The sequence below is a fragment of the Motilimonas thetidivivens genome, from assembly GCF_046452435.1.
Classification (GTDB): Bacteria; Pseudomonadota; Gammaproteobacteria; order Enterobacterales; family CBDFNC01; genus Motilimonas.
Genome location: NZ_JBKFDK010000012.1, coordinates 23,555 through 47,099 on the forward strand (window position 1 = coordinate 23,555; position 23,545 = coordinate 47,099).

The window sequence follows — 23,545 nt, forward strand, 5'->3', positions numbered from 1 at the left end:
CATCCTTAGTTATAAATATGAGTAGAACATGAATCGAATTTTAATCACTGGCGGCGCGGGCTTTATCGGCGCAAACTTTGTTCACTACTGGCTAAACCAATACCCGCAAGATGAAGTGACCGTATTAGACGCACTCACTTATGCTGGTAATATGCAAAATTTGGCTAGCCTAGCCGACCATCCTCGCTTTCACTTTGTGAAGGCCAGCATTAATAATCAGGAATTAGTTGAGTACTTATTACGCGAGCACAAGATAGACACCTTAGTGCATTTTGCCGCGGAATCTCATGTTGATCGCTCAATTACCGGCCCTGACGCATTTTTAGAAACCAATATTATGGGCACTCATGCACTGCTTAAAGCGGCTAGAAATGTTTGGCTTGCCGATCCTGCTAAGCCACTGCCCCATCGCTTTCATCATGTCAGTACCGATGAAGTTTACGGTACTTTAGCACCCCATGATCCTGCGTTTACCGAAACCACACCTTATGCACCTAATTCGCCCTACTCAGCGAGCAAAGCGGCGTCGGATCATTTAGTGCGTGCTTATTTTGAAACCTATGGTTTGCAGGTTTCAACCAGCAATTGCTCAAACAATTACGGTTTTTATCACTTTCCGGAAAAACTGATCCCCCTTTGTTTAACCAATATTTTGGACAATAAAGCGCTACCTATTTATGGCGATGGTTTGCAAATTCGTGACTGGTTATATGTTGAAGATCACTGTCGTGGTATCGATTTGGTGATCAAGCAAGGCCGTGTCGGTGAAACCTACAACATAGGTGGGGTAAATGAATGGACCAATATCGACATTGTGAACCTGTTATGCGAATTAGTTGATCAGCGCTTTGCAACTCAGCCCCATCTGGCAAAGCAGTTTCCTCATGCCCCTGCGGCGAATGGTCAATCAAGTAAATCGTTAATTACCTATGTCACCGATCGCGCTGGCCACGACCGTCGTTATGCTGTAGCGACCGACAAAATCAAAGCTGAGCTAGGCTATGAACCTTGTGAAACCTTTGCCACTGGGATTGAAAAAACCATTGATTGGTACTTAAACAATGAAGCTTGGTGGCGCGCAGTACAAGATGGTAGCTACCAGCAGGATAAATAAATGCATCAAATAATCACTGCGCCTATTACCCATCGCCGATTAATTTGGGCCATGGCCAAACGCGAAATCGCCGCAAAGTATAAAGGGTCTGTGTTAGGGGTATTTTGGACCTTTCTCAACCCTTTGTTTATGCTTGCTATTTATACCTTTGTTTTTAAATATATTTTTAAGGCAAGGTGGAGCGTACCCGAAGGCTCTGCTGAGGTTGATTTTGCTACCTTACTGTTTGCAGGCTTATTGTTGCACGGTTGGCTTGCCGAGGTATTTGCGCGCTCGGTTTCATTGATCACAGGTAATGTTAACTTGGTCACTAAGATCCAGTTTCCACTGGAAATCTTACCTTGGATTAATCTTGTTTCTTCTGGAATTCAACTACTTATAGGTATTGGGGTGTTGTTTATTTTTATGCTATTTAACCAAATCCCCCTGCAACCTCAGTTATTACTGGTACCTATTCTGTTATTGCCGCTGGCGATTTTTTTGCTGGGTGCATCTTGGTTAATTGCCGCCCTGGGGGTTTTTATTCGCGATATCGAGCAATTTATGATGTCGTTTATTACCGTGTTGCTGTTTACCAGTACGATATTTTTCTCTCTCGAAAACGCCCCTGCGTTGATCCAGCCTATTTTGCAGTTCAACCCTCTTACTGTGCCTGTTGAAGCGTTTCGCAATGCCGCCATTTTCGGCACATTTGATAACTGGGGTATTTGGGGGATCTATTTTGCTAGCTCGGTGTTATTTATGCTGCTTGGCTTTGCGGTGTTTAAAAGATTAAAACCTGTTTTTTCAGATATTTTATAGTGAAATCTTAAAAAGTATTGCCCTAGGCTGAATGATTATTTGGTATGATTTTGCACTGTATAAATGAGTGGTATAGATAAGATGTATATTGGTGAGTTGTTGATTCAATCGCAGACCATTAGCGAAGCCGATCTTGAATCTGCATTGCAGTTGCAACGCAACGAAGGCTTTAAACGCTTAATTGGTGAAATATTAGTTGCATCTGGGGTGTGTGCCGAAGCCGAAGTATTGCAAGCCTTGTCGCAACAGTTGTCTTTACCCTTACTCGGCCATGTACTTAAGCAAATGGGTGAAGATGATATTGATATGCTCAAACCCATTGCAACCAATTTAGCTTTAACCTGGTGGCAAAAAAACAATGCCTTTCCGCTGTTTCTGGAAGGGAATCGGCTGTTTGTTGCAACCGAAAATGTGTTTGATGAATTTGTTGCTGGCGCGGTATGCCAAGAGTTAGGGTTTGAGTTTCAACCCGTGCTGACCTCCCATTATGAATTTCGTAAACTGGCGCAAATGTTAGAAAGCTCTGACCATGAGAAGCTTGAAGCCAGCGCAGGGGATGAGTCCAGCTCAGCGCCCATTATCAAGTTAGTCAACAGTGTGATCCAACAAGCGGTTGATGCCAAGGCGTCTGATATTCATTTTGAAATGTATCGCGGCGTGTTTCGGGTTCGGATCCGCATTGATGGGGTATTACAAGAAGTAGAGCGTCCCAGTTTGGCTTTGCATGCCGCGGTTATTTCTCGGGTTAAACTGATGGCTGGGTTAGATATTTCTGAAAAGCGCCTGCCCCTTGATGGCCGAATTCGGGTTAAGTTATCCGGTAAAAACATTGATATTCGGGTAGCGACAACGCCAACCGTCTACGGTGAAAACATTGTGATGCGTTTGTTAGTTAACGAACAGCAAAGCGTTAGCCAGCCAAAAGAACTCGCTATGTTTGCCGACCATTTGCTGACCCTTAATTCGTTAACAGACAAGAAAGAAGGTATTTTCTTAGTTACGGGGCCTACGGGTAGCGGTAAAACGACATCGCTTTACACCTTGTTAAGCAAACTTAATGATATGGAAACTAAGATCATCACGGTTGAAGATCCTGTTGAATATCAAATGCCTGGTTTAACTCAGATTCAGGTTAACAGCGATATTGGTTTGCATTTTTCCACCGTACTTAGATCAGCCTTGCGCCAAGACCCCGATATTATTTTGATTGGTGAAATGCGTGACCAAGAAACCTCGCAGATTGCGGTACAATCGGCGCTAACCGGTCACTTTGTATTATCCACCTTACACACCAATGATGCACCCAGTAGCTTTATTCGTTTAAAAGACATGGGCATCCCTGATTATTTGATCAAATCCACTGTGGTGGGCATTATGGCGCAACGTTTAGTGCGTCGCCTTTGCCCTCATTGCAGTGAAGAATGTGAGTTTGAACACAGCAGAGCCGAGCAATTGGGCTGGGGTCAAGTGGCGCAAAGCTGGCCACAACTGTGTGCTGATGGGGTTAGGTTTAAGCGAGCAACGGGTTGCGATCGTTGTAATCACACTGGCTACCAAGGCCGTTTGGCTATTTTTGAACTCTTAGTGGTTGATAGCGAGCTAGGGGATTTTGATATCGAAGGCTCAAGTTTGCGTGATTATGCCAAGCGGCAAAATATGCGCACGCTGCGCCAAGATGCTCTGCTGCGCGCGGCCGCAGGGGAAACCAGTATTGATGAAATTATGCGCGTGGTAGGTTAAATGTACTTTGAGTATGTTGCTAGACAGAAAGACAGCAGCTTAATTGACGGTTGGATCCAAGCCATATCCAAAGAGGATGCTAAACAAACCCTTGAACAACGTGGGTTGAGTGTTTTAGTTATTAAGCGTGGGTTGCCAAGGATCCCATTAACTGTCTCTCGTGAAGCCTTGCTAACGGCCTTGCGCGAATTAGCCAGTTTACGTGCCAGCGGTATGCCACTGGATAAAGCCGTGGCTTCCCTAAGTAAGGTAGCTGAAAGCAAAGTGTTGCGTAAAGCGTGGTCCATGGTGCTTGCTAGCTTAGAGAACGGTTTATCATTATCCGATGCGATAGAGAGCCTGCCTCATGTGTTTCCTTCTTATATTCCACCCATGCTGCGTTTAGGTGAAGCTAATGGTGATTTGCCTAATGCCTTGTACAGTGTGGCTGAGCGCGTCGAACGAGAAGAGAACTTGCTTAGTGAAATGCGCAGTGCCTTAACGTACCCAGCTTTTTTACTTTTTATCAGCTCCGCTATCATGTTGTTTTTGTTTTCTTACGTATTACCCAACTTTAAAAGTATGGTTGAGGGGCAAGGCTCTGACACGGCACTGGCTCGTTTGATTGCCATATCCGACTGGATTAATTTGAATTTTGATTTCATTATCGTCGGCATCATGATAGCGATTGTGTTGTTATGGTACACTCATCATCGCGGTATTTTACAAGCCAAATTATTTTCCATCTTAAGCTTTGTTCCTGTGACTCGACGCCTATTGCTAGCTTGGGACATAGTGCAATTTTCAAGTAGCATGCAAAAGCTATTAGATTCGGGTGTAGAGCTGGTAAGAGGGGTGGAACTTTCTGCCGAAAGTTTAGCCAGCCAATCGCTTAAAAAACGCCTCGAAGATGCTGTGGTACTGGTCAAACAAGGCAGCTCGTTATCAGGCGCGTTAACACAATTAAAAGTCTTTCCTGACATGGTGTTACAAATGATAACGACGGGCGAATCTGGTGCTAATTTAGGACAAAGCTTCGCTGAGATTAATGTGCTTTACGAACGCCGCTTAAAATTGGGTTTACATCGTGTTATCACTCTTATGGAGCCTGCCGTTATCGTTTTGATGGGTGGGTTAATTGGCTCTATTATGGTGATGATCATTTCCGGTATAATTTCAGTTAATGAGATTTCTTTTTAAAGGTTAAAAAATGAAACGTCTAAAAAACGGCTTTACGCTGATTGAAATGCTCGTAGTATTAGTGCTTATTTCTTTGCTTGCTGGTTTAGTGGGTCCGCGCTTGTTTCAGCAAGTCGGCGGGTCTAAAACTAAAGTAGCCGCAGCTCAGGTTGAGCTGTTAACTTCTGCTTTAAACACTTATCGCTTAGACGTGGGCGAAGCCCCAACCACAGAGCAAGGGCTTGCTTCTTTAATGTCTGCTCCTAATGGCGCCAGAGGCTGGAACGGCCCCTATCTAACGAAAGAAGTGCCTATCGATCCTTGGAATAAACCTTACATTTATGAGCGTAAAAACAATGGCGATTTTGCGCTTTATTCACTTGGCCGCGATGGCGTTAAGGGCGGAGAAGGTGAAGATCAAGACGTGGGTTTATTCTAGTAAATGAAAGATCGACGCCATAACTGCCCCCCTGCTATTATTCGAGGCTTTACGTTAATCGAATTGCTCGTTGTGCTGGCGTTACTTGGCGTTATTTCTGGTATTGCGGTACCCAAACTTTGGAATCAGCTGGAGCGTGCACAGCAACGCCATGCTATCGAAAAAATTTGGCTGCGTAGTTTTCAAGACATTAAATCCATTCTTAAGCAGGGCAACGCCGTCGAGTTAAATGAAGGTTTTATGGTCAATCAAATGACCATTGCCGGCATTACCGATTGGCAAATCAGCGTGCCCACCCCCATAGTTTACCGACCACATCATGTAACGACGGGTGGCGAAATTGTATTTATGATTGATTCCTCAACCCACTGGCAGCTTGCCATTTCTCGCCTTGATGGCCAGATTGACTTGCAAAAACTATGAGGCAAAAAGGGTTTACATTAATCGAAGTATTAGTTGCGAGCGTTATTCTGGTCGCGCTGTTATCGGCATTGCTGCCGTTATTTAATCAGTCTGACTTTACCACTCAGCGTGCCATGATGAGTAATCAACGCATTGCTATTGAAAGAAACATTTTCAATTCAATAAAGTTTATCAACCCGCATTTAGTCAAACAAGGCAACGGTGAGCTGGCTGATATCCAATATAATTGGCGCGCCCGCGCGATAACCCCCGAGGTGCCAAGCCGACTAGATAAATTGGCACTTGACCGTAATCGCATGCTGGCGCTTTACCAAATTGAAGTACAAGTACAACCATCTGCCCAAGCCTCGCAGCCTTGGCAATTTCAATTTGAGCTCATTGGATGGGAGCCATGAGGAATAATAAGGGTTTTACGCTAATTGAGATGCTGGTCGCTTTGTCCATCTTTTCAGCTGTGATGGGACTGGCATTACTAGCCTTTGAACAAGGTCGACTCAATTGGGTAAGAAGCTTACATAAGGGAGAGGCAGAAACACGATTACTCTACCGTGAACAGTGGCTTAGGTTGGTTTTTGAACAATCTGTAGCATCCCGCTTTAGAATCAGCTCTTACAAGTCTGCCCCCTATTTTAAAGGCGACAATGTAAGCATGAGCTTTCTTTCTTCTGCGCCGATATTTCAAGGGCCGGGAAAAGTAGCTCTGACTGAGTTGCAAATCAAAAAGGAACAGAATACTTGGCAACTAATGTATCGAGAAAAGCTGGGGGCAGATCCACAAAGAGGTATGTATCTATCTGATTTGGAATGGTTTCCGCTGTTGACTGAGTTAAAATATGTGGAATTTAGTTACGAGGGCGATATTCACCTTCCCTTCAGTGATTCAATCAATAGCCTTCCTCGTGAGCAACAACAATATTACCGCGATACACCTGAATGGTTGAGTCATTTTAACAGTGAGTTTGAAGAGAGCATTCCTCGCCGAGTGATTATTCGGTTTATCAATAACAAAGAACAAAGATTTGAGTGGGTATTTAGCCTAAATCACTATTCTAATGTGCTAGAGCCAGCCTATATTCCCGGAGACGCTTCATGAATAAAATGACGGGTGCTGTGTTGCCATTATCCTTGGTCATTTTAGCCATTTTAACCATTATGGCACTCACTCTGACACAGAAATCAGCGGGCTTTTTAGACCAAGCTTTTGCGCAAAAGAATCAATGGCAAGCCGAGCTAGCTATTCACAATGCCGAGCAAAGAACATTACTCACGCTGATTGCTGGTAATTATTCGCCTAGTTTGATTAAGCTTGGCGGCACGGAAATATCCATTTACGGCAAATCCTATGAATTATCTAATGACGTAGAAATCAAAGTACAAGACCAAGCTGGGCTGATTAACTTATTGCATGCCTCCTATAAACCCCTGGTGAAGCTGTTGGGCAACCTTGGCTATGCTCGTCAAGCAAACAGTATCGCAACTGAAGCCTTGGCTTGGCAATCGATGCAATCCACCATTCCAGTTAAGCTGCCATTAACTGCGAGAAAGTTGCCCTTCCGGGCTCAAGATGAGTTATTAGAACTCCCTAGCATGAAACCCGAGTATTTTAACGGTAACCAGCCCAATACCTTAGCCATTAAAGATTATTTGCAAGTCGCTGGCCCGGGATGGTTTAATTTTGGCTCTATGCCCCTCCCCGTTTTAACTGCGGTATTGAGCCTAAATAAAGAAGAAATCAAAACCATTGAGGATCTTAGAGCGAGAAACCGATGGATCGAGCTAGAGCCCTTATTACGCCAATACGGTATGTATGGTGAAGGGTTAGAGCTCTCACCCAGTACAAGTTTTATTGTTAATTACCAGTATCAAGGGTATCGTGCTCGGGGCAGTTATAAGATCCTTGCTGCAAGTTTTTACCTTTATGAAAAACAGATTTGGAATTTCCCAGATCAGGATAGATTTTAGCTAATGAATTTAACACTTCAATCTACATATGTGTGCCGCTTAGATCAGCAAGGCCAAGTAGAAAACCTACCAACGTCGCTCAAACCCTTAGACCGACTGGTGATCTTGATCCCTCAATCAAAATCGCTCTACCGAGAGCTGAGCTATGAGCGTGAGTATGTGTCTAAAGCGGAACTTGAAGAGTGTATTGATAACGACCTCAATCAGATCTCGCCTTGGCCAAGCTACCACAAATATTACCTTACCTATAAAGCGGACGATGTTTGGCTTGTTACCGTTTGGATTTGGCCTGAATTAGAGGTTCCCTCAGCGACCCACGTGATGCCGGAAATGGCGTATAAATTGGGCTGCTTGAAACCGGGTATTGTCTTATGCTGGCAAGATGGCAACAGTCTATTTTCGGCGTTGCGCCAAGCCAATGGTTTACCCAGCCGGGTTTGGGATCTAAGCCAACACCACTTGCAACGTCGCTTTACTAGTTGGCTAGAACAAGATGAGAGCATCGAAGGGGTCGTTTATGACGGGCTTGAGCCATTAAGCTATATCGACCTACCAATCTACCCAAGCGCTAAGTCGGTACCTGACTTTTCCTGGCTTAAAGCAGGGCAAAATGCTAATGCCATTGATATCTCGTCGCCTTGGGGATTACGCAGCTTATGGTCGGCTTGCCTTACGCTATTGACAGCTTGGGTAATAGCAACTTATGGCTTGATTTACTGGCAAGATAGCCAGCTAGAAACGAGTGTTGAGTCCGGGGCACTGCAATTACAGCAGTTACAACGCCAACGCGCTGAACTCAACTTAAATATAAAGCGCACCGAGGCAATACAACAGGAGTTAACTAAACAGCAGGCATTAACTCATTCGCTTGATGCGTTAGCGGCCGCCTTACCCAAAACAGTGGTTTTATCTCGCATCGCATTTAAAGACCACAGTATAGAGCTAGAAGCCACCGCCGATACAACCAATGGCTTGTTAGAAGCAATGGAACAGATTGAAAATGTTAATTCGGCCAAGTTTATTAGTGATATAGTTCAGACTCGCGAAGGGAAGCAAAGGTTTTCCCTTGAGTTAACATTAGAACGAGCAGCTCATGTTAATTGATAATATTAAAAAGGCCTTTGGCAGTAACGAAGTTCAAGCCGAATTAGAAAAACCCATGGTGCAATGGGGCATCTTTTTTTCATTATGCATTGTAATTTGGGCCATTATTTTACAACCCGTGTTCGACTGGCGCAGCCAACAGATTGATCAAATTACCCAACGTCAATTTCAACACACAAAAGAAGTGTCCTTGTTGCAGTCACAGGCTGCCTTACAAGGTGTTCTTACGCAATACCAAGATTGGTTAACAACAGCCAAGACGGGATACCTTACTGGTCGTTCAGAAGGTGCGGCAACCTCAAATCTGGTCGTTATCTTAGAAAAGAAATTCAAACCGCTCAAGATTGACTTCTCATCACGTCGCTTTATACCCGCAGAGGTTGTCCCTTGGGTTGGTGAAAAAATTGAAACCCGCTGGGTACTTCGAGGTAATGCTGATAACTTGATCGATTTTGTTCATCAAGTTGCAGGCCACAGTCCTGAAATATTAGTTATAGATCAGGCGGAATTTAGGCAAGTGACTAGCGACCAGTTTGAATTATCTGTTAATATCTACGGCTTCAAAGCTATGTCAGATACCAATCTGATCAATGAAAGTAATAGAATAGAGGCCTTAAAATGAGTAATAAGCTTATTTTGTCGGTTATTTATTCGATAGGTTTGGTTTTGGTTGTTGGGTTGCTGTATCACGATTACCAAACGTTACGAAGTGCACATAATGGAACTAAGACAAATTATTCTGCACCTTTGCCATACCCAAAAAATGAATATATCAGGCCTACAACCAACTTATTTGTAGCAGATCGCGAGTGGCAAGAAAACGGCAACCGCGATATGTCGGCAAGCATAGCCGATACTGACAACAAAACTGAGAAAGCGGAAAACGCGACTGGGGAATGGACTTTAAGAGCCATTGTTTTTCAAGGTGGCGAATATATTGCCTGGATTGAACGGCCCGGACTTGAGCCTTTACACTACGGTTACGCCGAAGGAGACATTTTACCGGACAATACCAAAATACAACACGTAAATGAAAATTCAATAACCGTAGTTGAATCAGAGTCAGGTGAGGCTTCACTTACTCGCCTTTTCCCTATTAAGTAGCATAAGTGTTCAAACATATGAAGTTTAAGTCAATCTGTATCCTCTCTTTGCCCATGACTCTACTATGGGGATGTATTACTACTACACCAACTATCAAGAAGACAGTTGAGATGGAACGTAATGTACCCACTCAGAGTACCGTTCTTGAAGCCGAGGAAGGTAAATCAAATACTGTCGAGCCATCTTCTAAGGCACAAACTCGGTCTGTAAAACCTGCCCCCTTGTTAAGAGCATCGCAGCAGCTTGAGAACGCATCCGTTTTAATTCTCCCAACGCAAGACCTAACAATTAACGCCGAACAAATGGCATTGCCTGCATTTGTCAATTTAGCACTCGGCGAAGTGCTTAATCTTAATTACGGTGTCGACCCTGATGTATCCAGCAGTAAGGCCAAGGTTTCTTTACGTGTAAATGAGCCGATTCCATCAGATCGTTTATTGGGCTTAGTTGAAGAGGTTTTGCAACTGAACGGGGTTTCGTTACTCAATAACGATGGCTTTATTAATGTTGTACCTAATAAAAAAGCAGAAAGTCGCGCAGCTGAATTTGTAAACGACACCATTGCGCCAAAACTCCGCTACGGCAAGGTGATTGAAATTGTACCCGTTTATTATATAGGATTGAGCGAGGCTAGCCAAATAGCTCAGAAGCTGATAGCGCCTAGCGGCGGTACGGTATTAATGCAGCTTAACCTCAACTCACTTGTCGTTATTGCCAAACGTAGTGAAATAGAACAGCTGTATGAAATGCTAGAACGGTTAGATCTACCCGCAGCTTCGGGCTCTTATTTAACCACTATTCGTCCCGCTTATGTGCCTGTTGAAGAGCTAGTACCCGACTTAATGCAAGCCTTAAAGGCCGCGAGTATCCCAGTCACGTTAAATGAGGGTAATCGGGGCGTTGTGATTTACCCACTCAGCAACAACACTTTTATTGTTGCCTCATCAACTCAGCCTTGGCTTAATTACACTCAAGCTTGGATCCGCCAGTTAGATAAACCACAACCGACGCAAAGCGGCAGTGATGGTATTTATACCTATTTCATGAAAAACACCACGGCGCAAGATGTCTATAGTGTCATTTCTCAAGTGTTTAGTGAAAGCGGAGATGCAGGCAAAGAAGCTGATAAACCCAGCATAAATACAGAACAAAGCTCTGCAACCGGGGCTGCTCGCCAGGCGACGTTAAATATTTCGAGCATCAATGCCGATTACAAAGAGCCAACTAAACAAAAAACATCAAATGCTGCGATTGTCGCCGAAAATTACCGAATTGTGGTTGATAATATCCGTAATTCGCTTATTTTTGTTGGCCGTTTTCAAGATTATAAGCGCGTTCTCGACTTACTTGAAGTACTCGACAGACGTCCGCGCCAAGTACTATTGGAGGCACTTATCTTATCAGTGGATGTTTCCGACAAACTTGAGTTTGGAACCAGTTTTAAAGTGGGAACCCCAATTGAGCAAGGCGAACGCGCGCTACAATTTGATGGTAACGGGCTGCAATTTTCAGGAATATTCAATAATATTGAAGCCAACCTAGCCGCTAAGCTAACCAATGCTAATACTAAGGTACTGTCGAGTCCTAGGTTAATCGCAATGGATCAAGAAAGTGCCAAGATCAACGTGGGTAGTCAAATATCTGTAGAAACCGGTGAGGTAGATAATTCTAACGGCAACCAAACCGTATCTAAATCATACACTTACATTGATACCGGGGTAAGCTTAGATATTACACCATCAATTAATGAGTCTGGCGTTGTTGAGCTACAAATTGCACAAGAGGTGAGTAGCCCTGGTACTGTAGAGGAAGATATGAAAAACAGGCCACCCATTAATCGTAACTCAATTAATACCAAGGTGGCGGTAGAAAGCGGACAAACGGTTTATATGGGCGGTTTGATCAGCAACACGACCATTGAAAGCGTAAATAAAGTTCCTTTTCTTGGTGATATACCCGGCGTAGGCTTATTGTTTCAATCTAAATCAGAAAACCAAACCCAAACTGAGATGGTAATGCTGATAACACCACATATTTTATATAATCGTGAAGATGCTGATTTTTATACCAATCAATTCAAAGCTATTTCTGGCTGGGAACCAGTGATAGAAGATTAAATACCCACATGCGTTTTGCCAATGAGCCATTTGCTAGTTTAGTAAATGGCTGGCTCTACTGTTGACAGAATGTGTCTATTGGCAAATGCTGATGCCACATATTTTATTTCATTTTTACTCATATTTGGCATTTTTTATGTCATATATTATTATTGTAACACTTGTTTTTATCAGCTAAACGTAATGACATACATTTACCGCAAAGTCACCGATGACTTTTGAATTGGGCATGGTTTTGCTAGCACACGATCTATTTATGCAATAGTTGAGATATTGGCAGACATTAAGCCAAATGACAGCTATGTAGCCAACACTTTTTGATTTACTGGTAAATATGCTAAAGTTCCCCACGTTACAAATAACGGACATTTCGATGCTGATAACCCCCTGCAATAATTTACCACGAGCAGTTAAACGCACTGCAACTATGTGCTATGACGCATTGGGCATTGTATTATCAATCGCTATTGCACTGTTTTTAAGGCTTGACTCTACAGAGGTCACGGTTGAAATAGGGGCTGCAGAATTTTTATCAATTCTAGTCACTGTGCTAGCTTCAATTTTTTGTTTCATCAGACTGGGATTATACCGCGCTATTTTACGCTACATGACGGTTAATGCCATTACTACACTGGTGGCGGGCATTACGACTTCAGCAATTGTATTAGCCGCAAGTAGCTACTACTTTCAGAGTTTTTTACCTCGTTCAGTGCCCGTGATTTATGCTTTCGTTGCCTTGATTATTTTAGGCTTTCCACGACTTATTCTGCGTAGTGTTGTCCATCAACGCCTGCAAAGATTTAAACCTGCGGTTATCATTTACGGTGCAGGTAATGCTGGCTATCAACTCGCTCATGCTTTGTCACGCGGTATGGATTATCGGCCTGCTGCTTTTATTGACGATGACGTAAAGAAGCATGGCACCACTATCCATGGCTTAAGAGTCTACCCTTATAGCCAGCTTGAAAATCTTATTGCAACCCATTGTGCAGTTAAAATTCTGCTTGCACTGGGCTCCACGCCGAGAAAGCAGCGGGCTAAAATCATCGACCGCCTTGAGTCTTGTTCAGCCGAAGTACTCTCAATGCCAAGTGTTGATGACATTACAACGGGTCGAGCAAAAATAAATGACATTGAAAATATTCAAGTAGAAGATCTGCTTGGCAGAACGCCTGTTCCTCCTATTCCTGATTTGCTGGCGCAGTGTATTAGCAATAAAAATGTAATGGTAACGGGTGCGGGTGGCTCTATTGGATCGGAGTTATGTCGACAAATAATCACTCAAGCGCCCAGTAAACTCATTTTGTTTGAGTTAAACGAATTTAGCTTATACAAAATTGAGCAGGAAATTTCCAATTACATCAAAGCAAATAATTTAACAACTGAGTTACACGCTGTCTTAGGTTCAGTTCAACGACAAAAACGACTCACGCTGGTGCTAAAAAAATACCGCATCGAAACAATTTATCACGCAGCAGCTTACAAGCATGTACCATTAGTAGAGCAGAATGTGGTTGAGGGTGTTCGCAATAATGTGTTTGGCACCCTGAGGTGCGCTGAGGCGGCTATTACGGCTAATGTGAAACACTTTGTATTGATATCTACTGATAAAGCCGTACGCCCCACGAATGTTATGGGAGCCTCAAAACGCATGGCTGAGCTTATCTTACAATCACTGGCAATACGTAAGGGAAATAACACAATCTTTGCAATGGTAAGATTTGGCAATGTGCTTGGCTCCTCTGGCTCTGTGGTTCCTCTTTTTAGAGAGCAAATAAAACAAGGCGGCCCCGTCACTGTGACCCATGAGAATATTATTCGATACTTTATGACCATTCCTGAAGCGGCTCAATTAGTTATTCAGGCTGGAGCCATGGCTAAAGGGGGGGATGTGTTTTTACTTGATATGGGAGCCCCCGTAAAAATTATCGATCTTGCGACGCGGATGATAAAACTTAGTGGCTTAACAATTAAAACTGATGAGGATCCTTTCGGTGAAATAGCCATTCAAATTACTGGGCTACGACCTGGTGAAAAGCTATATGAGGAACTATTGATAGATGGCAACGCTGAAGCAACCGCTCACCCTTCAATTATGAAGGCGAAAGAAGGTTTTTTAAATTGGCAGCAACTATCTAAAATATTACACCCGCTTGACACGGCCTGCACTAATTACAATGAGGAAGTTATTGCTGAAATACTTCACCAGGCTCCTACTGGTTACAGCATTCAGCTACCAACAACAATTTCCTCAATATCTGAGCCAGAGCCAGCAATTGAATAAGTACCTATTTTTCGGGAACGCCCGCATTGAAATGATAAGCGAGATAGCATAACGGTATATAAGAAATTACCATACCAATAAACCCATCCAACAATCCTAATACAATCAGAACTGCGATGGGTGTTAACCAGAAAAGATTAATTGCAACTACAGCTAGTGTCACCTTCTTATGGCTTTGCACTTGCCTTACTGCGTATTGAAAAGCATGGGTACGATGCGCCTCACTGAGCTTACAGTTATGGATATAACGACTTAATAGCGTCCATGTTGCATCAACAACAAATACCCCCAGCATCACTAGCCAGACCCATAAATATTTAGGATCTGAGATGGCATCTATCAACATTAATGAAGCTAGGGTTAATCCTAGAAAACCACTCCCTCCATCTCCCATAAATATCTTGGCAGGTGGAAAGTTCCAACATAAGAAACCTGCACTCGCCATTGCGACAATAAGCACAAGGCCAATATTATATGTCCATTGTTTGTCATCAATAAAGTACAAAGCAGCCATGACAACACAGACGATCAATGCCTCAGCTCCAGCTAGCCCATCTATCCCATCCATGAAATTATAAAGGTTAATAAACCAAATAACGCCAATCCATGCCAACAAAAAGCCCAGCCACCAATAAAGCGTCAGTTTGATTCCGGCGATCTCAATAACGGAAAAACCACCTAAAGCCCATACCACAGAGCATGACACTAGTGCTTGTATAATAAGACGAATTCTTGCACTTAAATCAACATGGTCATCAATAAACCCAACCAACGCAATCGCTAATGCTCCGAACCACACGAGCAAAAATGCACTATCAAACATTTCCAACGGCTGTAATAAAAACAACACGATTATCGGTGCCATAAACAAATACGTGAGTACGATAGCCATACCACCGCCGCTTGGGGTTGGGTGTTGGTGGGAGCTTCGATGACAAGGCTCATCCATCAGGCGGTGCTCGGCATACCACTTTAAAACACCGGTTAACGTCAAGGAGGCGATAAAACAAATAATCAATAAAGCTAGTAGAGAAATCATCAGCGAGACTCACAATCAGATGATGCCATCATGGCAAGCACACGAGACAACGAATAGGGAGGCGTCCACTGCAGTAATTGTTGAGACTTCGCAGTACTGAGCACTAAAGACCCATAAAGACGATTCAGTTTAGGCTCAAAACTTAACAATTTTCCAAGCAAAAACAAGACATTTTTAGGTATATAAAACAACCGAATCTGCACTTGATAAGCTTTTGCTATCTCTTGCAATAACTCCGAGGTTGAATAGGCGTTAGTATCAGCTATCAGAAATACCTGATTGATAGCTGCAGGATGATGCATTGAGACAGCAATAAAATCACACAAGTTAGGCAAAGCCAGCAAACTACGTCTATTTTGGACCTTTGCAAATGGCAAGGGGATACCTTTACGTACCCAATTTATCATGGTCGCAAAATTAGCTTTGACACCCAAGCCATAAATGAGCGGCGGGCGAATGATGGTAACAGCCATTGAACTTGAATTACACATGGATATTAAACCTAGCTCTGCATCATATTTGGAGCGACCATAAGGATCCTCTGGAGGATATATTACTTCTTCAGTAAATTCCGCGCCTTCAAGCGTTTCTTCACCATTCACCTTAATGGAGCTAATAAATATAAATCGCTTAACTCCCATAGCAATGGCCTGTCTAGCCAGTTCAATCGTACCGCTTGTGTTTACCTCTTGATATTCTGCACTAGGGTCACAGCTCTCATCATTCATAATATGCACTCTTGCGGCACAATGGATAACAACATCTTTACCCTCTAGCAAATCGTGCCAGTCAGCCGTATCACTCAGATCTGGTCCGAGTACGTGATGATGCCGAGAAGTATGAGCCCTTACTACTCCTACAACATCATGCCCTAAGCTAAGCAAGTGCTCACACACAGCGTTTCCGACAAACCCATTTGCACCTGTAACTAAAATTGAAGAAGAGTTACCGTGTTCTACCAAAGTCGCCACCCATGAATATTAAAAAAAGTCGTCATTGAACGAGCAAAAAGCATAACATGTCGGCCCCCTTTGCGCGAAGCATGGCCTCCGTGATGGATTATTCGTACTTGTGGCACATAAGCAATTTTAGTGAGACGGCCCGCCCTCAAACTAAGATCAAAATCTTCAAAATAGAGAAAGAAGCGAGCATCAAAACCACCTAAACGAGATAACACGTCACCTCGAAACATCATAAAGCATCCACTCACTATGGGCGGCTGCCAATAAACATCAGTGGCATTTAGTTGCTCAGCCAGTTCGTAGCGGTCTAGGCGATACTTGAACCATTGTTTTACCTTACGGGGAGCAAAACCACGAAGCAAAAGGTCAATTAAGCTAGGATAGCGCTTGCATAAGGGTTGTACTAAGCCGTTTTGCCATCTTGCATAAGGAGTTAACAAACCACAGTCTGGATGTTCCTGCATGAAAGTTAATGCCGCTTGTATCGAGTCAGGCTCAAATTCTAAATCGGGGTTTATGATAAGGTGAAATTCCCCTAACCTATCTAAAACCCGATTATGACCCGCTCCAAATCCGGGATTAGTTGCATCTCGAACTAGCTTTATAACTGCGTTTTCAAGCTGATAAAGCTCTTCAAGCGCTATCATTGCTGATTCAGGCGAGTGATCTATTATAACTAACATCGCCTTTTGGTTAGCATACTCAAGTGCTTTATCAAGGGTTCTTAGTGTCTCGTTTAATTGCGTTAAATTGGGCTTATACACAACCAGAGACATACTTAAACATACATGGTGCTTTTTGTTCATAAACTAGATATCAACAAACCAGAAAAAAACGACTTGATAGCTTGCAACGCTTCAATAATATAACCCTCTTTACTGTCGTTGTTGATAGCAAGCATGTAGCACAGCATACTCATAAATCTTTATCTCACGAGTTTTGAATATGTAAAGGCAGTATTTCCGCAATCATGCGTTTTACACCATGCTGCCATGATGGCAAAGTGAGATTAAATGCCTCCTCAAATTTACTTGTATTCAGTCTTGAGTTGTGTGGCCTTGTTGCTGCGGTTGGATATGATGACGTCGGCACGGGTTCTAAATGTTTGAGGGCCAAAGTTACACCTGATTCATTTGCCTGTGAAAAAATAAATTCTGCGAATTCAAACCAGGATGTGGCACCTTTTGCAACGAGGTGATAAAGGCCTGCTAATTCTGGCTTAGCAAATGCGATGCGAATGGCATGAGCAGAACAATCTGCCAATAATTCCGCCCCTGTTGGAGCTCCTATTTGATCATCAATAACCGAAAGCTGTTCTCGTTGCTGGCCTAACTTCAACATTGTTTTAATGAAATTGTTACCCCGCGAAGAATAGACCCAACTGGTTCTAAATATAAGGTGTCGCGAACAGCGCGCAGCAGCTTGCTCACCCAATAACTTAGTTTCACCATAGACATTTAAAGGCCCAACTTGATCATTCTCACACCATGGCCTTTCACCACTACCATCAAATACATAATCTGTAGAGTAATGCACCAGCCATGCACCCAACTTGTCAGCCTCGGTAGCAATACTCTCCACACTCGTTGCATTAATCAGCAATGCGAGGTCTCGTTCACTTTCAGCCTTATCAACAGCTGTATGCGCTGACGCGTTAAATATGACATCAGGCTTAACTTGCCTTACGGTTTCTGCAACACCAGCAGGATCTAAAAAGTTACCACAATAGTCAGTTGAATCAGAATCAACTGATATAATTTCCCCTAAAGGAGCCAACGCCCGTTGAAGCTCCCATCCAAGCTGACCATTTTTTCCAAATATCAATAATTTCATAATAACCTTCCAAAGTGATGGATGACTCAAGGCATTCTTGAATGAGCAAGAGATCGCCATGTTGATTCTCAGCAAGTTTTGCTGGTGAGCATTGAAAAAATAAGGCGCCAATCATAACGAAAACCCTGATTGATTGAAAATGACAAACTTCAGTTAGAGCCACTTTGTAATAAAATGGTGGCGCCTCATCGTAAAGATGAGAACTAGATCCAAGGTTTATCTCAAGTAAATTATTTTCAATATAGACTTGCCAACTATATACACTTTTGTAGCTCTTCTTAACCATTTCTACTATGCCAATGTTTATCCCTTGCTACATAGCGGTTATAATCGGCTAAAATTCTAGGAAGAATAAACAACAAGCCTGTAAAGGTATGACAACATTGGAGCAAATTGTGAGTATATTTAAAGACTTATTAACATTACCTAAGCTAACCATGGCAACCCTTGCCCTGTTTTCAACACTCAGCTTTGCATCCTCAGCTGACATGTCTGACGAAGCGATTGCAGAGCGTATCAAGCCTGTAGGTGATGTTTACCTAGATGGCGAGCTACCTGATGTAGCCCCTGCAACAGAAGCGGTTGCCGACGCGGGTCCTCGTGATGGCGCAACCGTTTACAACACCAAATGTATGGCTTGTCATGCTACTGGCGCTGCTGGCGCACCGGTTAAAGGCGATGCTGGCGCATGGGCTAGCCGTATTGCACAAGGTAATGACACCCTATATAAACACGCTATTGAAGGCTTTAATGCCATGCCTGCCAAAGGCACCTGTATGGATTGTTCTGATGACGAAATCAAAGCCGCTGTTGATTTCATGATTAGCGGTTTATAAAACAACTCTTTAGTAAAACAGCGAATAACTGATTCATATCTTGTTTTTTCGCGATTTAAAAATCGCTCCTGCGAAAGAAGAATTTCGTAGGAGCTGTATTTACACAGCAAACAACCAACTGATTTAGCTAACATTTCGCGATTTAAAATCGCTCCTACACGATTCATTTTCTACGATTTCTTCAACAACGCCCTTAGATTAGCTATCCCTTTTTGGCCTTTTTCCTGCTTTTGCTCTTTGGTTTGGGTTTGCTGACCACTGCGCTCCCACACCACGTCATCTTGTGGCAGTTCAAGTAGGAACCGACTGGGCTCGGGACGAATAGACTCGCCGTATTGACGTCGCTCGCGACACAAGGTGAAAGTTAATTCTTGTTGAGCACGAGTAATACCCACATAGGCCAAGCGGCGCTCTTCTTCGATATTGTCTTCATCTATGCTGGTTTGATGGGGTAAAAAGCCCTCTTCCATACCCACCATAAACACAAAGGGAAATTCCAAACCTTTTGACGCATGTAGTGTCATTAGCTGAACTTGGTCGGCTTCGTCTTCGCCTTCGTTGCGCTCCATCATGTCGCGCAGCATTAAGCGGTTAACCACTTGTGGCAAAGTCATCGGCTCTTCTAAATCGTCGCCTGCGAGCCAGCCGGTTACCCAGCGAAACAGTTCAGAGACGTTTTTCATGCGCATTTCAGCGGCTTTCGGGCTCGGGCTCGTTTCGTAAAGCCAATCTTCATAATGAATATGGCGCACCATGTCGCGCACCGCTTCAGCGGCATCGCCGCGCTGGGCTTGATCGTTTAACTCCACCAGCCAGCGAGTAAAACTGCGCACCGCTTGTAAGCCTCGCCCTGTTAGGGTTTGCTCTAAGCCAAGCTCAAAGCTCGCGGCAAATAAGCTGATATTGCGCAAATTGGCATAGTTACCTAATTTTTCTAACGTAGCCGGGCCAATTTCACGGCGCGGCACGTTAACGATGCGTAAAAACGCATTATCGTCGTCATGGTTAGCCAGCAACCTGAGATACGCCAGCATGTCTTTCACTTCCACCCGCGAGAAAAACGACGTGCCGCCGCTGATCTTGTAGGGGATACGGTTAGTCATCATCGCCTTTTCTAACACTCGGCTTTGATGATTACCGCGATACAACACCGCGTAATCTTTGAAGTTGGTGTTGTTCATAAACTTATGCCCCATTAACTCGGCCACGACGCGCTCGGCTTCGTGCTCTTCGTCTTTGGCATACAGCACACGCAGTGGCTCACCGTAATGTAGCTCACTGAACAAGGCCTTTTCATATTCGTGCGGGTTATTGGCAATTAAAATATTGGCCGATTTCAAAATGCGCTGGGTTGAGCGGTAGTTTTGCTCTAGCTTAATCAAACGTAAATTTGGAAAGTCGGTTTTGAGTAACACCAAGTTTTGTGGCCGTGCGCCGCGCCAAGAATAGATTGATTGATCGTCATCGCCCACCACGGTAAAACGCGCCCGTTCACCCACTAATAATTTAACCAGCTCGTACTGGCTGGTGTTGGTATCTTGGTATTCGTCCACCAGCAAGTATTTAATTTTTTGCTGCCAGCGGCTGCGCACTTCTTCTTTATATTTCAGCAGCATGGTGGGCATTAGAATTAAATCGTCAAAATCAAGCGCATTATACGCCGTCATGTGGCGCTGATATTTGTCATAAGCTTGGGCAAATAAAACCTCTTGCGCACCGCGGGCAATTTTAATCGCTTGTGGCGGCAAGATCAGATCGTTTTTCCAATTAGAAATCTGGGTAACCAATTGTGACAAAAGATCTTTATCTTCTTTAAGCTCTTTCTCGGTTAGCTCTTTGAGCAAGGCGAGTGAGTCTTGATCATCAAACAGCGAAAAGCCCGGCTTAATGCCGATCACCTTATGCTCTTTGCGAATGATATCCAAACCTAAGGTATGAAAAGTAGAAACGGTTACGCCCTTGGCCGATTTTTTGCCTAAGGTTTGCGCCACCCGCTCTTTCATTTCTCGGGCGGCTTTGTTGGTAAAGGTCACCGCCGCGATGGTTTTCGGATCGTACTGACATTGCTGCACCAAATAAGCAATTTTATTGGTGATAACGCGTGTTTTACCACTGCCTGCCCCCGCCAATACCAAACAAGGGCCAGAGATATATTTAACCGCCTCATCTTGGCGTGGGTTCATTTGCATGTCAGTTTAACCTGAGTAGGAGCGATTTTTAAATCGCGAAAAACATTGCCATATCAATTTATTATTCGCTGTATAAATACAGTTCCTACAAAACGGGCACACCGCTGTGGAACTTAAAATCCGTATCAGGAGTGCAGATCAATTCGGCTTCGGCTTGGCCAATTAACTTAACCCGCTCACTGATATCGTCAGGCGATATTTGCTGAGCCAAGGTTAAATAATCTTGATAGTGGCGCGCTTCAGAGCGCAGCAAGGAGACATAAAACTTATTCATGTCGTCATCAAGGTATGGCGCAATTTTAGCAAACCGCTCGCACGAGCGCGCCTCTATGTAAGCACCTATAATCAACTTATCAATTAATGCAGCAGGCTCATAGCTACGCACTTGCTTGAGCAAGCCTTTAGCATAACGCCCTGCTCGGATATTTTCATATTCAATGCCACGCGCGTCCATGATTTCCAGCACTTGATAAAAGTGGTGCAACTCTTCTTTTATCAACAGCACCATTTTATCAATCAAATCTTGGCTATAAGGAGAGTCACTTTTCGCCATGATGCTTTTTGAGATATTACTCTTACCCTTGAGGCTGGCGAGGTTACCTTTTTTGCGATAAGCAAAATCTTCATACGGGCCAAACCAATCTAACAAGGTTTGCGCACTTTCAGGCGTAACCGCGTATTTGCGAATTAAAAACATCGCCGACTGTCCCGCTTTTAGCTCGCACATTAAATGATCAAGCAGCAAGACTTTTAAATTTTCTGGCTTTGCCGCCTCTTCAACCCACGCATCCGGTGTGGTGCATTGTAAAAATTGATGAATAGGCGCTAATAACTGTTCAACTTCGCTCACGGCGCACTCCAGCAGGGAAAAATTGGCCGCAGATTACCATATTTGTGTTTTTTAAGCGAAGTGAGTTCACCATTAGCAGCACCATTTCAGCTTACCTAGACGCTTAACTCAGCTAATACTTACCACTTACAAATTAACGCGTTAGGTCACAAAATTGTCACACTTGATGCTTACTATGCGCGCAGTTATTAACTTAGTTTCTAACCAAGTCACTAAACCACAAGGATGTAAGCAGATGAAGCTACCAAAATTATTATTAGGCTCGTTAATCGGCCAATGCTTGATTGCTGGGTTGTTGGTATTAACTTTTATCAAAGGGGCCAATAACTTGGAAGCACAGCAAGATGATGTGCAGCGCTACCAAGAAATCAAAGCAAAAATTGCTATCGATATAAAGCAAACCGTGATCGACTACCTCAACAGCGGCGATGCCACTATTTTGGCCAAAGCTGAAGCCCAACTGGAGGTATTAGAAAACTCACTACGCCAAATTAACAACGACAAAACCGCCAGCATCATTTACCAAGTGGCCTTATTGCGCCTTGATTTGAGCCAAAAATACCGCGCCGCTGGCAAACTGGGTAACAACGCCCAAGCGGTATTGGTCAATGCCGAGCGCGAGTTAGCCGACAATATCAAATCGTTGGCGGAATACGGTGAAACAGGTATGGACATTAACCCTGGCGTAGCCATGCAGTATCAAATGCTCGCGGCGGAAATGGCACAAACCGCCCACGTACTCAGTTTACTGCGTAGTCAATATCTTGATAACCGTAGCGAACAAAACCAAAGCAGTATTGCGTTTCAGCTGGCGCAACTAAAAACGCAAGTCAGACAAACCCAAGCCCTTAGCCCATTAGGCTTGATGGAAGAAAAGGTTGATAGCGACGATTTCTTTGGCGATGACAGCGATGATGCCGTTGCCGCAGACAAAATCGTCAGCATTACCGATAACCTCAACAGCCTAATTCAACGCTACCCAAAAGAAATTGATTACACCCAACAACAATTGGCGCAAACACAAGTGCTAAAAGATGAGTTACTGACACGTACCAATCAAGTTGCTTTGAATGTGAAATCCATTGAGCATAGCTTGTTTGGTGTGAAGTCCAATGCGTTTGTGAATACGCAATATACCTTGTACGTGCTGATCGCCATTTCTGTGCTATTGGCCGTCGCCCACTTTGTGAGCCAACATCGCCTGTTTCATCAGCCGCTGCAACAATTTCATCAAGCGATTCGCAAGCAAGCTGAAAATGGCGGAGTATTTAGCATAGAGCCGCAACGCTTCAAAGGTGATTTCAGCCAAATTGTGAGTGATTACAATCGCTTGGTTGAACAGACTAAGACTAAGATGTCGCGCTTAAAACTGCTCTATCAAACCACCTAAAAGCACAGCTCTTAGCCGGGCTGAGTAGGAGCCGAGCTCGCTCGGCGAATTATCCTCGCCCATTCCATAAGCAAGCTCAGGTCCTACAACAATAGACTTGCCGCCAGTATCAAAGTTAACGATACTGGCGTTTTTGTTTAAGAAGTCAAACTTATGTCTCTGGAGCTTTGGGTTACTCTGTTTTTAATCTGCTGCCTAGG

Annotated in this window: 22 protein-coding genes; 16 read left to right on the forward strand and 6 right to left on the reverse strand. The window is 43.7% G+C overall.

Annotation, left to right across the window (positions count from 1 at the left end; all coding sequences use genetic code 11):
- Positions 1 to 28: 28 nt before the first annotated feature.
- From rfbB to ACK8OT_RS10680, 14 genes are all read left to right on the forward strand, one after another.
- On the forward strand, positions 29 to 1,114 hold the full coding sequence (gene rfbB, locus ACK8OT_RS10615) for a dTDP-glucose 4,6-dehydratase (protein WP_410196488.1): 1,086 nt from the start codon (positions 29 to 31) through the stop codon (positions 1,112 to 1,114).
- A complete protein-coding gene (locus ACK8OT_RS10620; RefSeq protein ID WP_410196489.1) occupies positions 1,115 to 1,915 on the forward strand; it encodes an ABC transporter permease in 801 nt (266 codons plus the stop codon).
- Between the two features lie 63 nt (positions 1,916 to 1,978).
- Positions 1,979 to 3,655, forward strand: coding sequence for a GspE/PulE family protein (locus tag ACK8OT_RS10625; protein WP_410196490.1), 1,677 nt, complete (start codon positions 1,979 to 1,981; stop codon positions 3,653 to 3,655).
- Positions 3,656 to 4,834 (forward strand): type II secretion system F family protein, encoded by a 1,179-nt coding sequence (locus tag ACK8OT_RS10630; RefSeq protein ID WP_410196491.1) that lies wholly within the window; start codon positions 3,656 to 3,658, stop codon positions 4,832 to 4,834.
- A 10-nt stretch (positions 4,835 to 4,844) separates the two neighbouring features.
- Positions 4,845 to 5,252, forward strand: a complete 408-nt coding sequence (gene gspG, locus ACK8OT_RS10635) for a type II secretion system major pseudopilin GspG (protein ID WP_410196492.1) — start codon at positions 4,845 to 4,847, stop codon at positions 5,250 to 5,252.
- A gap of 3 nt (positions 5,253 to 5,255) precedes the next feature.
- Positions 5,256 to 5,675: a prepilin-type N-terminal cleavage/methylation domain-containing protein gene (locus tag ACK8OT_RS10640; RefSeq protein WP_410196493.1), complete on the forward strand. Its 420-nt coding sequence runs from the start codon at positions 5,256 to 5,258 to the stop codon at positions 5,673 to 5,675.
- Positions 5,672 to 6,070 carry a type II secretion system protein gene (locus tag ACK8OT_RS10645; protein ID WP_410196494.1) on the forward strand — a complete coding sequence of 133 codons (399 nt, stop codon included), beginning with the start codon at positions 5,672 to 5,674 and terminating at the stop codon, positions 6,068 to 6,070. Before ACK8OT_RS10640 ends, ACK8OT_RS10645 begins: the two co-directional genes overlap by 4 nt.
- Positions 6,067 to 6,768, forward strand: coding sequence for a prepilin-type N-terminal cleavage/methylation domain-containing protein (locus tag ACK8OT_RS10650; RefSeq protein WP_410196495.1), 702 nt, complete (start codon positions 6,067 to 6,069; stop codon positions 6,766 to 6,768). The genes ACK8OT_RS10645 and ACK8OT_RS10650 overlap by 4 nt, the downstream gene beginning before the upstream one ends.
- Positions 6,765 to 7,637 carry a hypothetical protein gene (locus ACK8OT_RS10655; protein ID WP_410196496.1) on the forward strand — a complete coding sequence of 291 codons (873 nt, stop codon included), beginning with the start codon at positions 6,765 to 6,767 and terminating at the stop codon, positions 7,635 to 7,637. Before ACK8OT_RS10650 ends, ACK8OT_RS10655 begins: the two co-directional genes overlap by 4 nt.
- Before the next feature lie 3 nt (positions 7,638 to 7,640).
- Positions 7,641 to 8,741 carry a PilN domain-containing protein gene (locus ACK8OT_RS10660; protein ID WP_410196497.1) on the forward strand — a complete coding sequence of 367 codons (1,101 nt, stop codon included), beginning with the start codon at positions 7,641 to 7,643 and terminating at the stop codon, positions 8,739 to 8,741.
- Positions 8,731 to 9,363, forward strand: coding sequence for a hypothetical protein (locus ACK8OT_RS10665; protein WP_410196498.1), 633 nt, complete (start codon positions 8,731 to 8,733; stop codon positions 9,361 to 9,363). Before ACK8OT_RS10660 ends, ACK8OT_RS10665 begins: the two co-directional genes overlap by 11 nt.
- Positions 9,360 to 9,845 (forward strand): hypothetical protein, encoded by a 486-nt coding sequence (locus ACK8OT_RS10670; protein ID WP_410196499.1) that lies wholly within the window; start codon positions 9,360 to 9,362, stop codon positions 9,843 to 9,845. The genes ACK8OT_RS10665 and ACK8OT_RS10670 overlap by 4 nt, the downstream gene beginning before the upstream one ends.
- Before the next feature lie 110 nt (positions 9,846 to 9,955).
- Positions 9,956 to 11,962 (forward strand): type II secretion system protein D, encoded by a 2,007-nt coding sequence (locus tag ACK8OT_RS10675; RefSeq protein ID WP_410196500.1) that lies wholly within the window; start codon positions 9,956 to 9,958, stop codon positions 11,960 to 11,962.
- A 373-nt stretch (positions 11,963 to 12,335) separates the two neighbouring features.
- Positions 12,336 to 14,246 carry a polysaccharide biosynthesis protein gene (locus ACK8OT_RS10680; protein ID WP_410196501.1) on the forward strand — a complete coding sequence of 637 codons (1,911 nt, stop codon included), beginning with the start codon at positions 12,336 to 12,338 and terminating at the stop codon, positions 14,244 to 14,246.
- Positions 14,247 to 14,250: 4 nt separating this feature from the next.
- On the opposite strand, the gene ACK8OT_RS10685 is transcribed toward ACK8OT_RS10680, so the two are convergent.
- From ACK8OT_RS10685 to rfbD, 4 genes are all read right to left on the reverse strand, one after another.
- Positions 14,251 to 15,285 carry an MraY family glycosyltransferase gene (locus ACK8OT_RS10685; protein ID WP_410196502.1) on the reverse strand — a complete coding sequence of 345 codons (1,035 nt, stop codon included), beginning with the start codon at positions 15,283 to 15,285 and terminating at the stop codon, positions 14,251 to 14,253.
- Positions 15,285 to 16,247: an NAD-dependent epimerase/dehydratase family protein gene (locus ACK8OT_RS10690; RefSeq protein ID WP_410196503.1), complete on the reverse strand. Its 963-nt coding sequence runs from the start codon at positions 16,245 to 16,247 to the stop codon at positions 15,285 to 15,287. The genes ACK8OT_RS10685 and ACK8OT_RS10690 overlap by 1 nt, the downstream gene beginning before the upstream one ends.
- Complete coding sequence (locus ACK8OT_RS10695; RefSeq protein WP_410196504.1) at positions 16,241 to 17,023, reverse strand: glycosyltransferase; 783 nt, start codon at positions 17,021 to 17,023, stop codon at positions 16,241 to 16,243. Before ACK8OT_RS10695 ends, ACK8OT_RS10690 begins: the two co-directional genes overlap by 7 nt.
- Positions 17,024 to 17,177: 154 nt before the next feature.
- The gene (rfbD, locus tag ACK8OT_RS10700) at positions 17,178 to 18,080 is read right to left on the reverse strand and encodes a dTDP-4-dehydrorhamnose reductase (protein WP_410196505.1); all 903 of its coding nucleotides are present in this window, start codon (positions 18,078 to 18,080) and stop codon (positions 17,178 to 17,180) included.
- A gap of 437 nt (positions 18,081 to 18,517) precedes the next feature.
- Between rfbD and ACK8OT_RS10705 the strand changes: the two genes are divergently transcribed.
- The gene (locus ACK8OT_RS10705; RefSeq protein WP_410196581.1) at positions 18,518 to 18,916 is read left to right on the forward strand and encodes a c-type cytochrome; all 399 of its coding nucleotides are present in this window, start codon (positions 18,518 to 18,520) and stop codon (positions 18,914 to 18,916) included.
- Positions 18,917 to 19,086: 170 nt separating this feature from the next.
- On the opposite strand, the gene rep is transcribed toward ACK8OT_RS10705, so the two are convergent.
- On the reverse strand, positions 19,087 to 21,105 hold the full coding sequence (rep, locus tag ACK8OT_RS10710; RefSeq protein ID WP_410196506.1) for a DNA helicase Rep: 2,019 nt from the start codon (positions 21,103 to 21,105) through the stop codon (positions 19,087 to 19,089).
- Positions 21,106 to 21,190: 85 nt separating this feature from the next.
- A complete protein-coding gene (gene miaE / locus ACK8OT_RS10715) occupies positions 21,191 to 21,955 on the reverse strand; it encodes a tRNA isopentenyl-2-thiomethyl-A-37 hydroxylase MiaE (RefSeq protein WP_410196507.1) in 765 nt (254 codons plus the stop codon).
- A 235-nt stretch (positions 21,956 to 22,190) separates the two neighbouring features.
- Between miaE and ACK8OT_RS10720 the strand changes: the two genes are divergently transcribed.
- Complete coding sequence (locus tag ACK8OT_RS10720; protein WP_410196508.1) at positions 22,191 to 23,345, forward strand: hypothetical protein; 1,155 nt, start codon at positions 22,191 to 22,193, stop codon at positions 23,343 to 23,345.
- Positions 23,346 to 23,545: the final 200 nt, after the last annotated feature.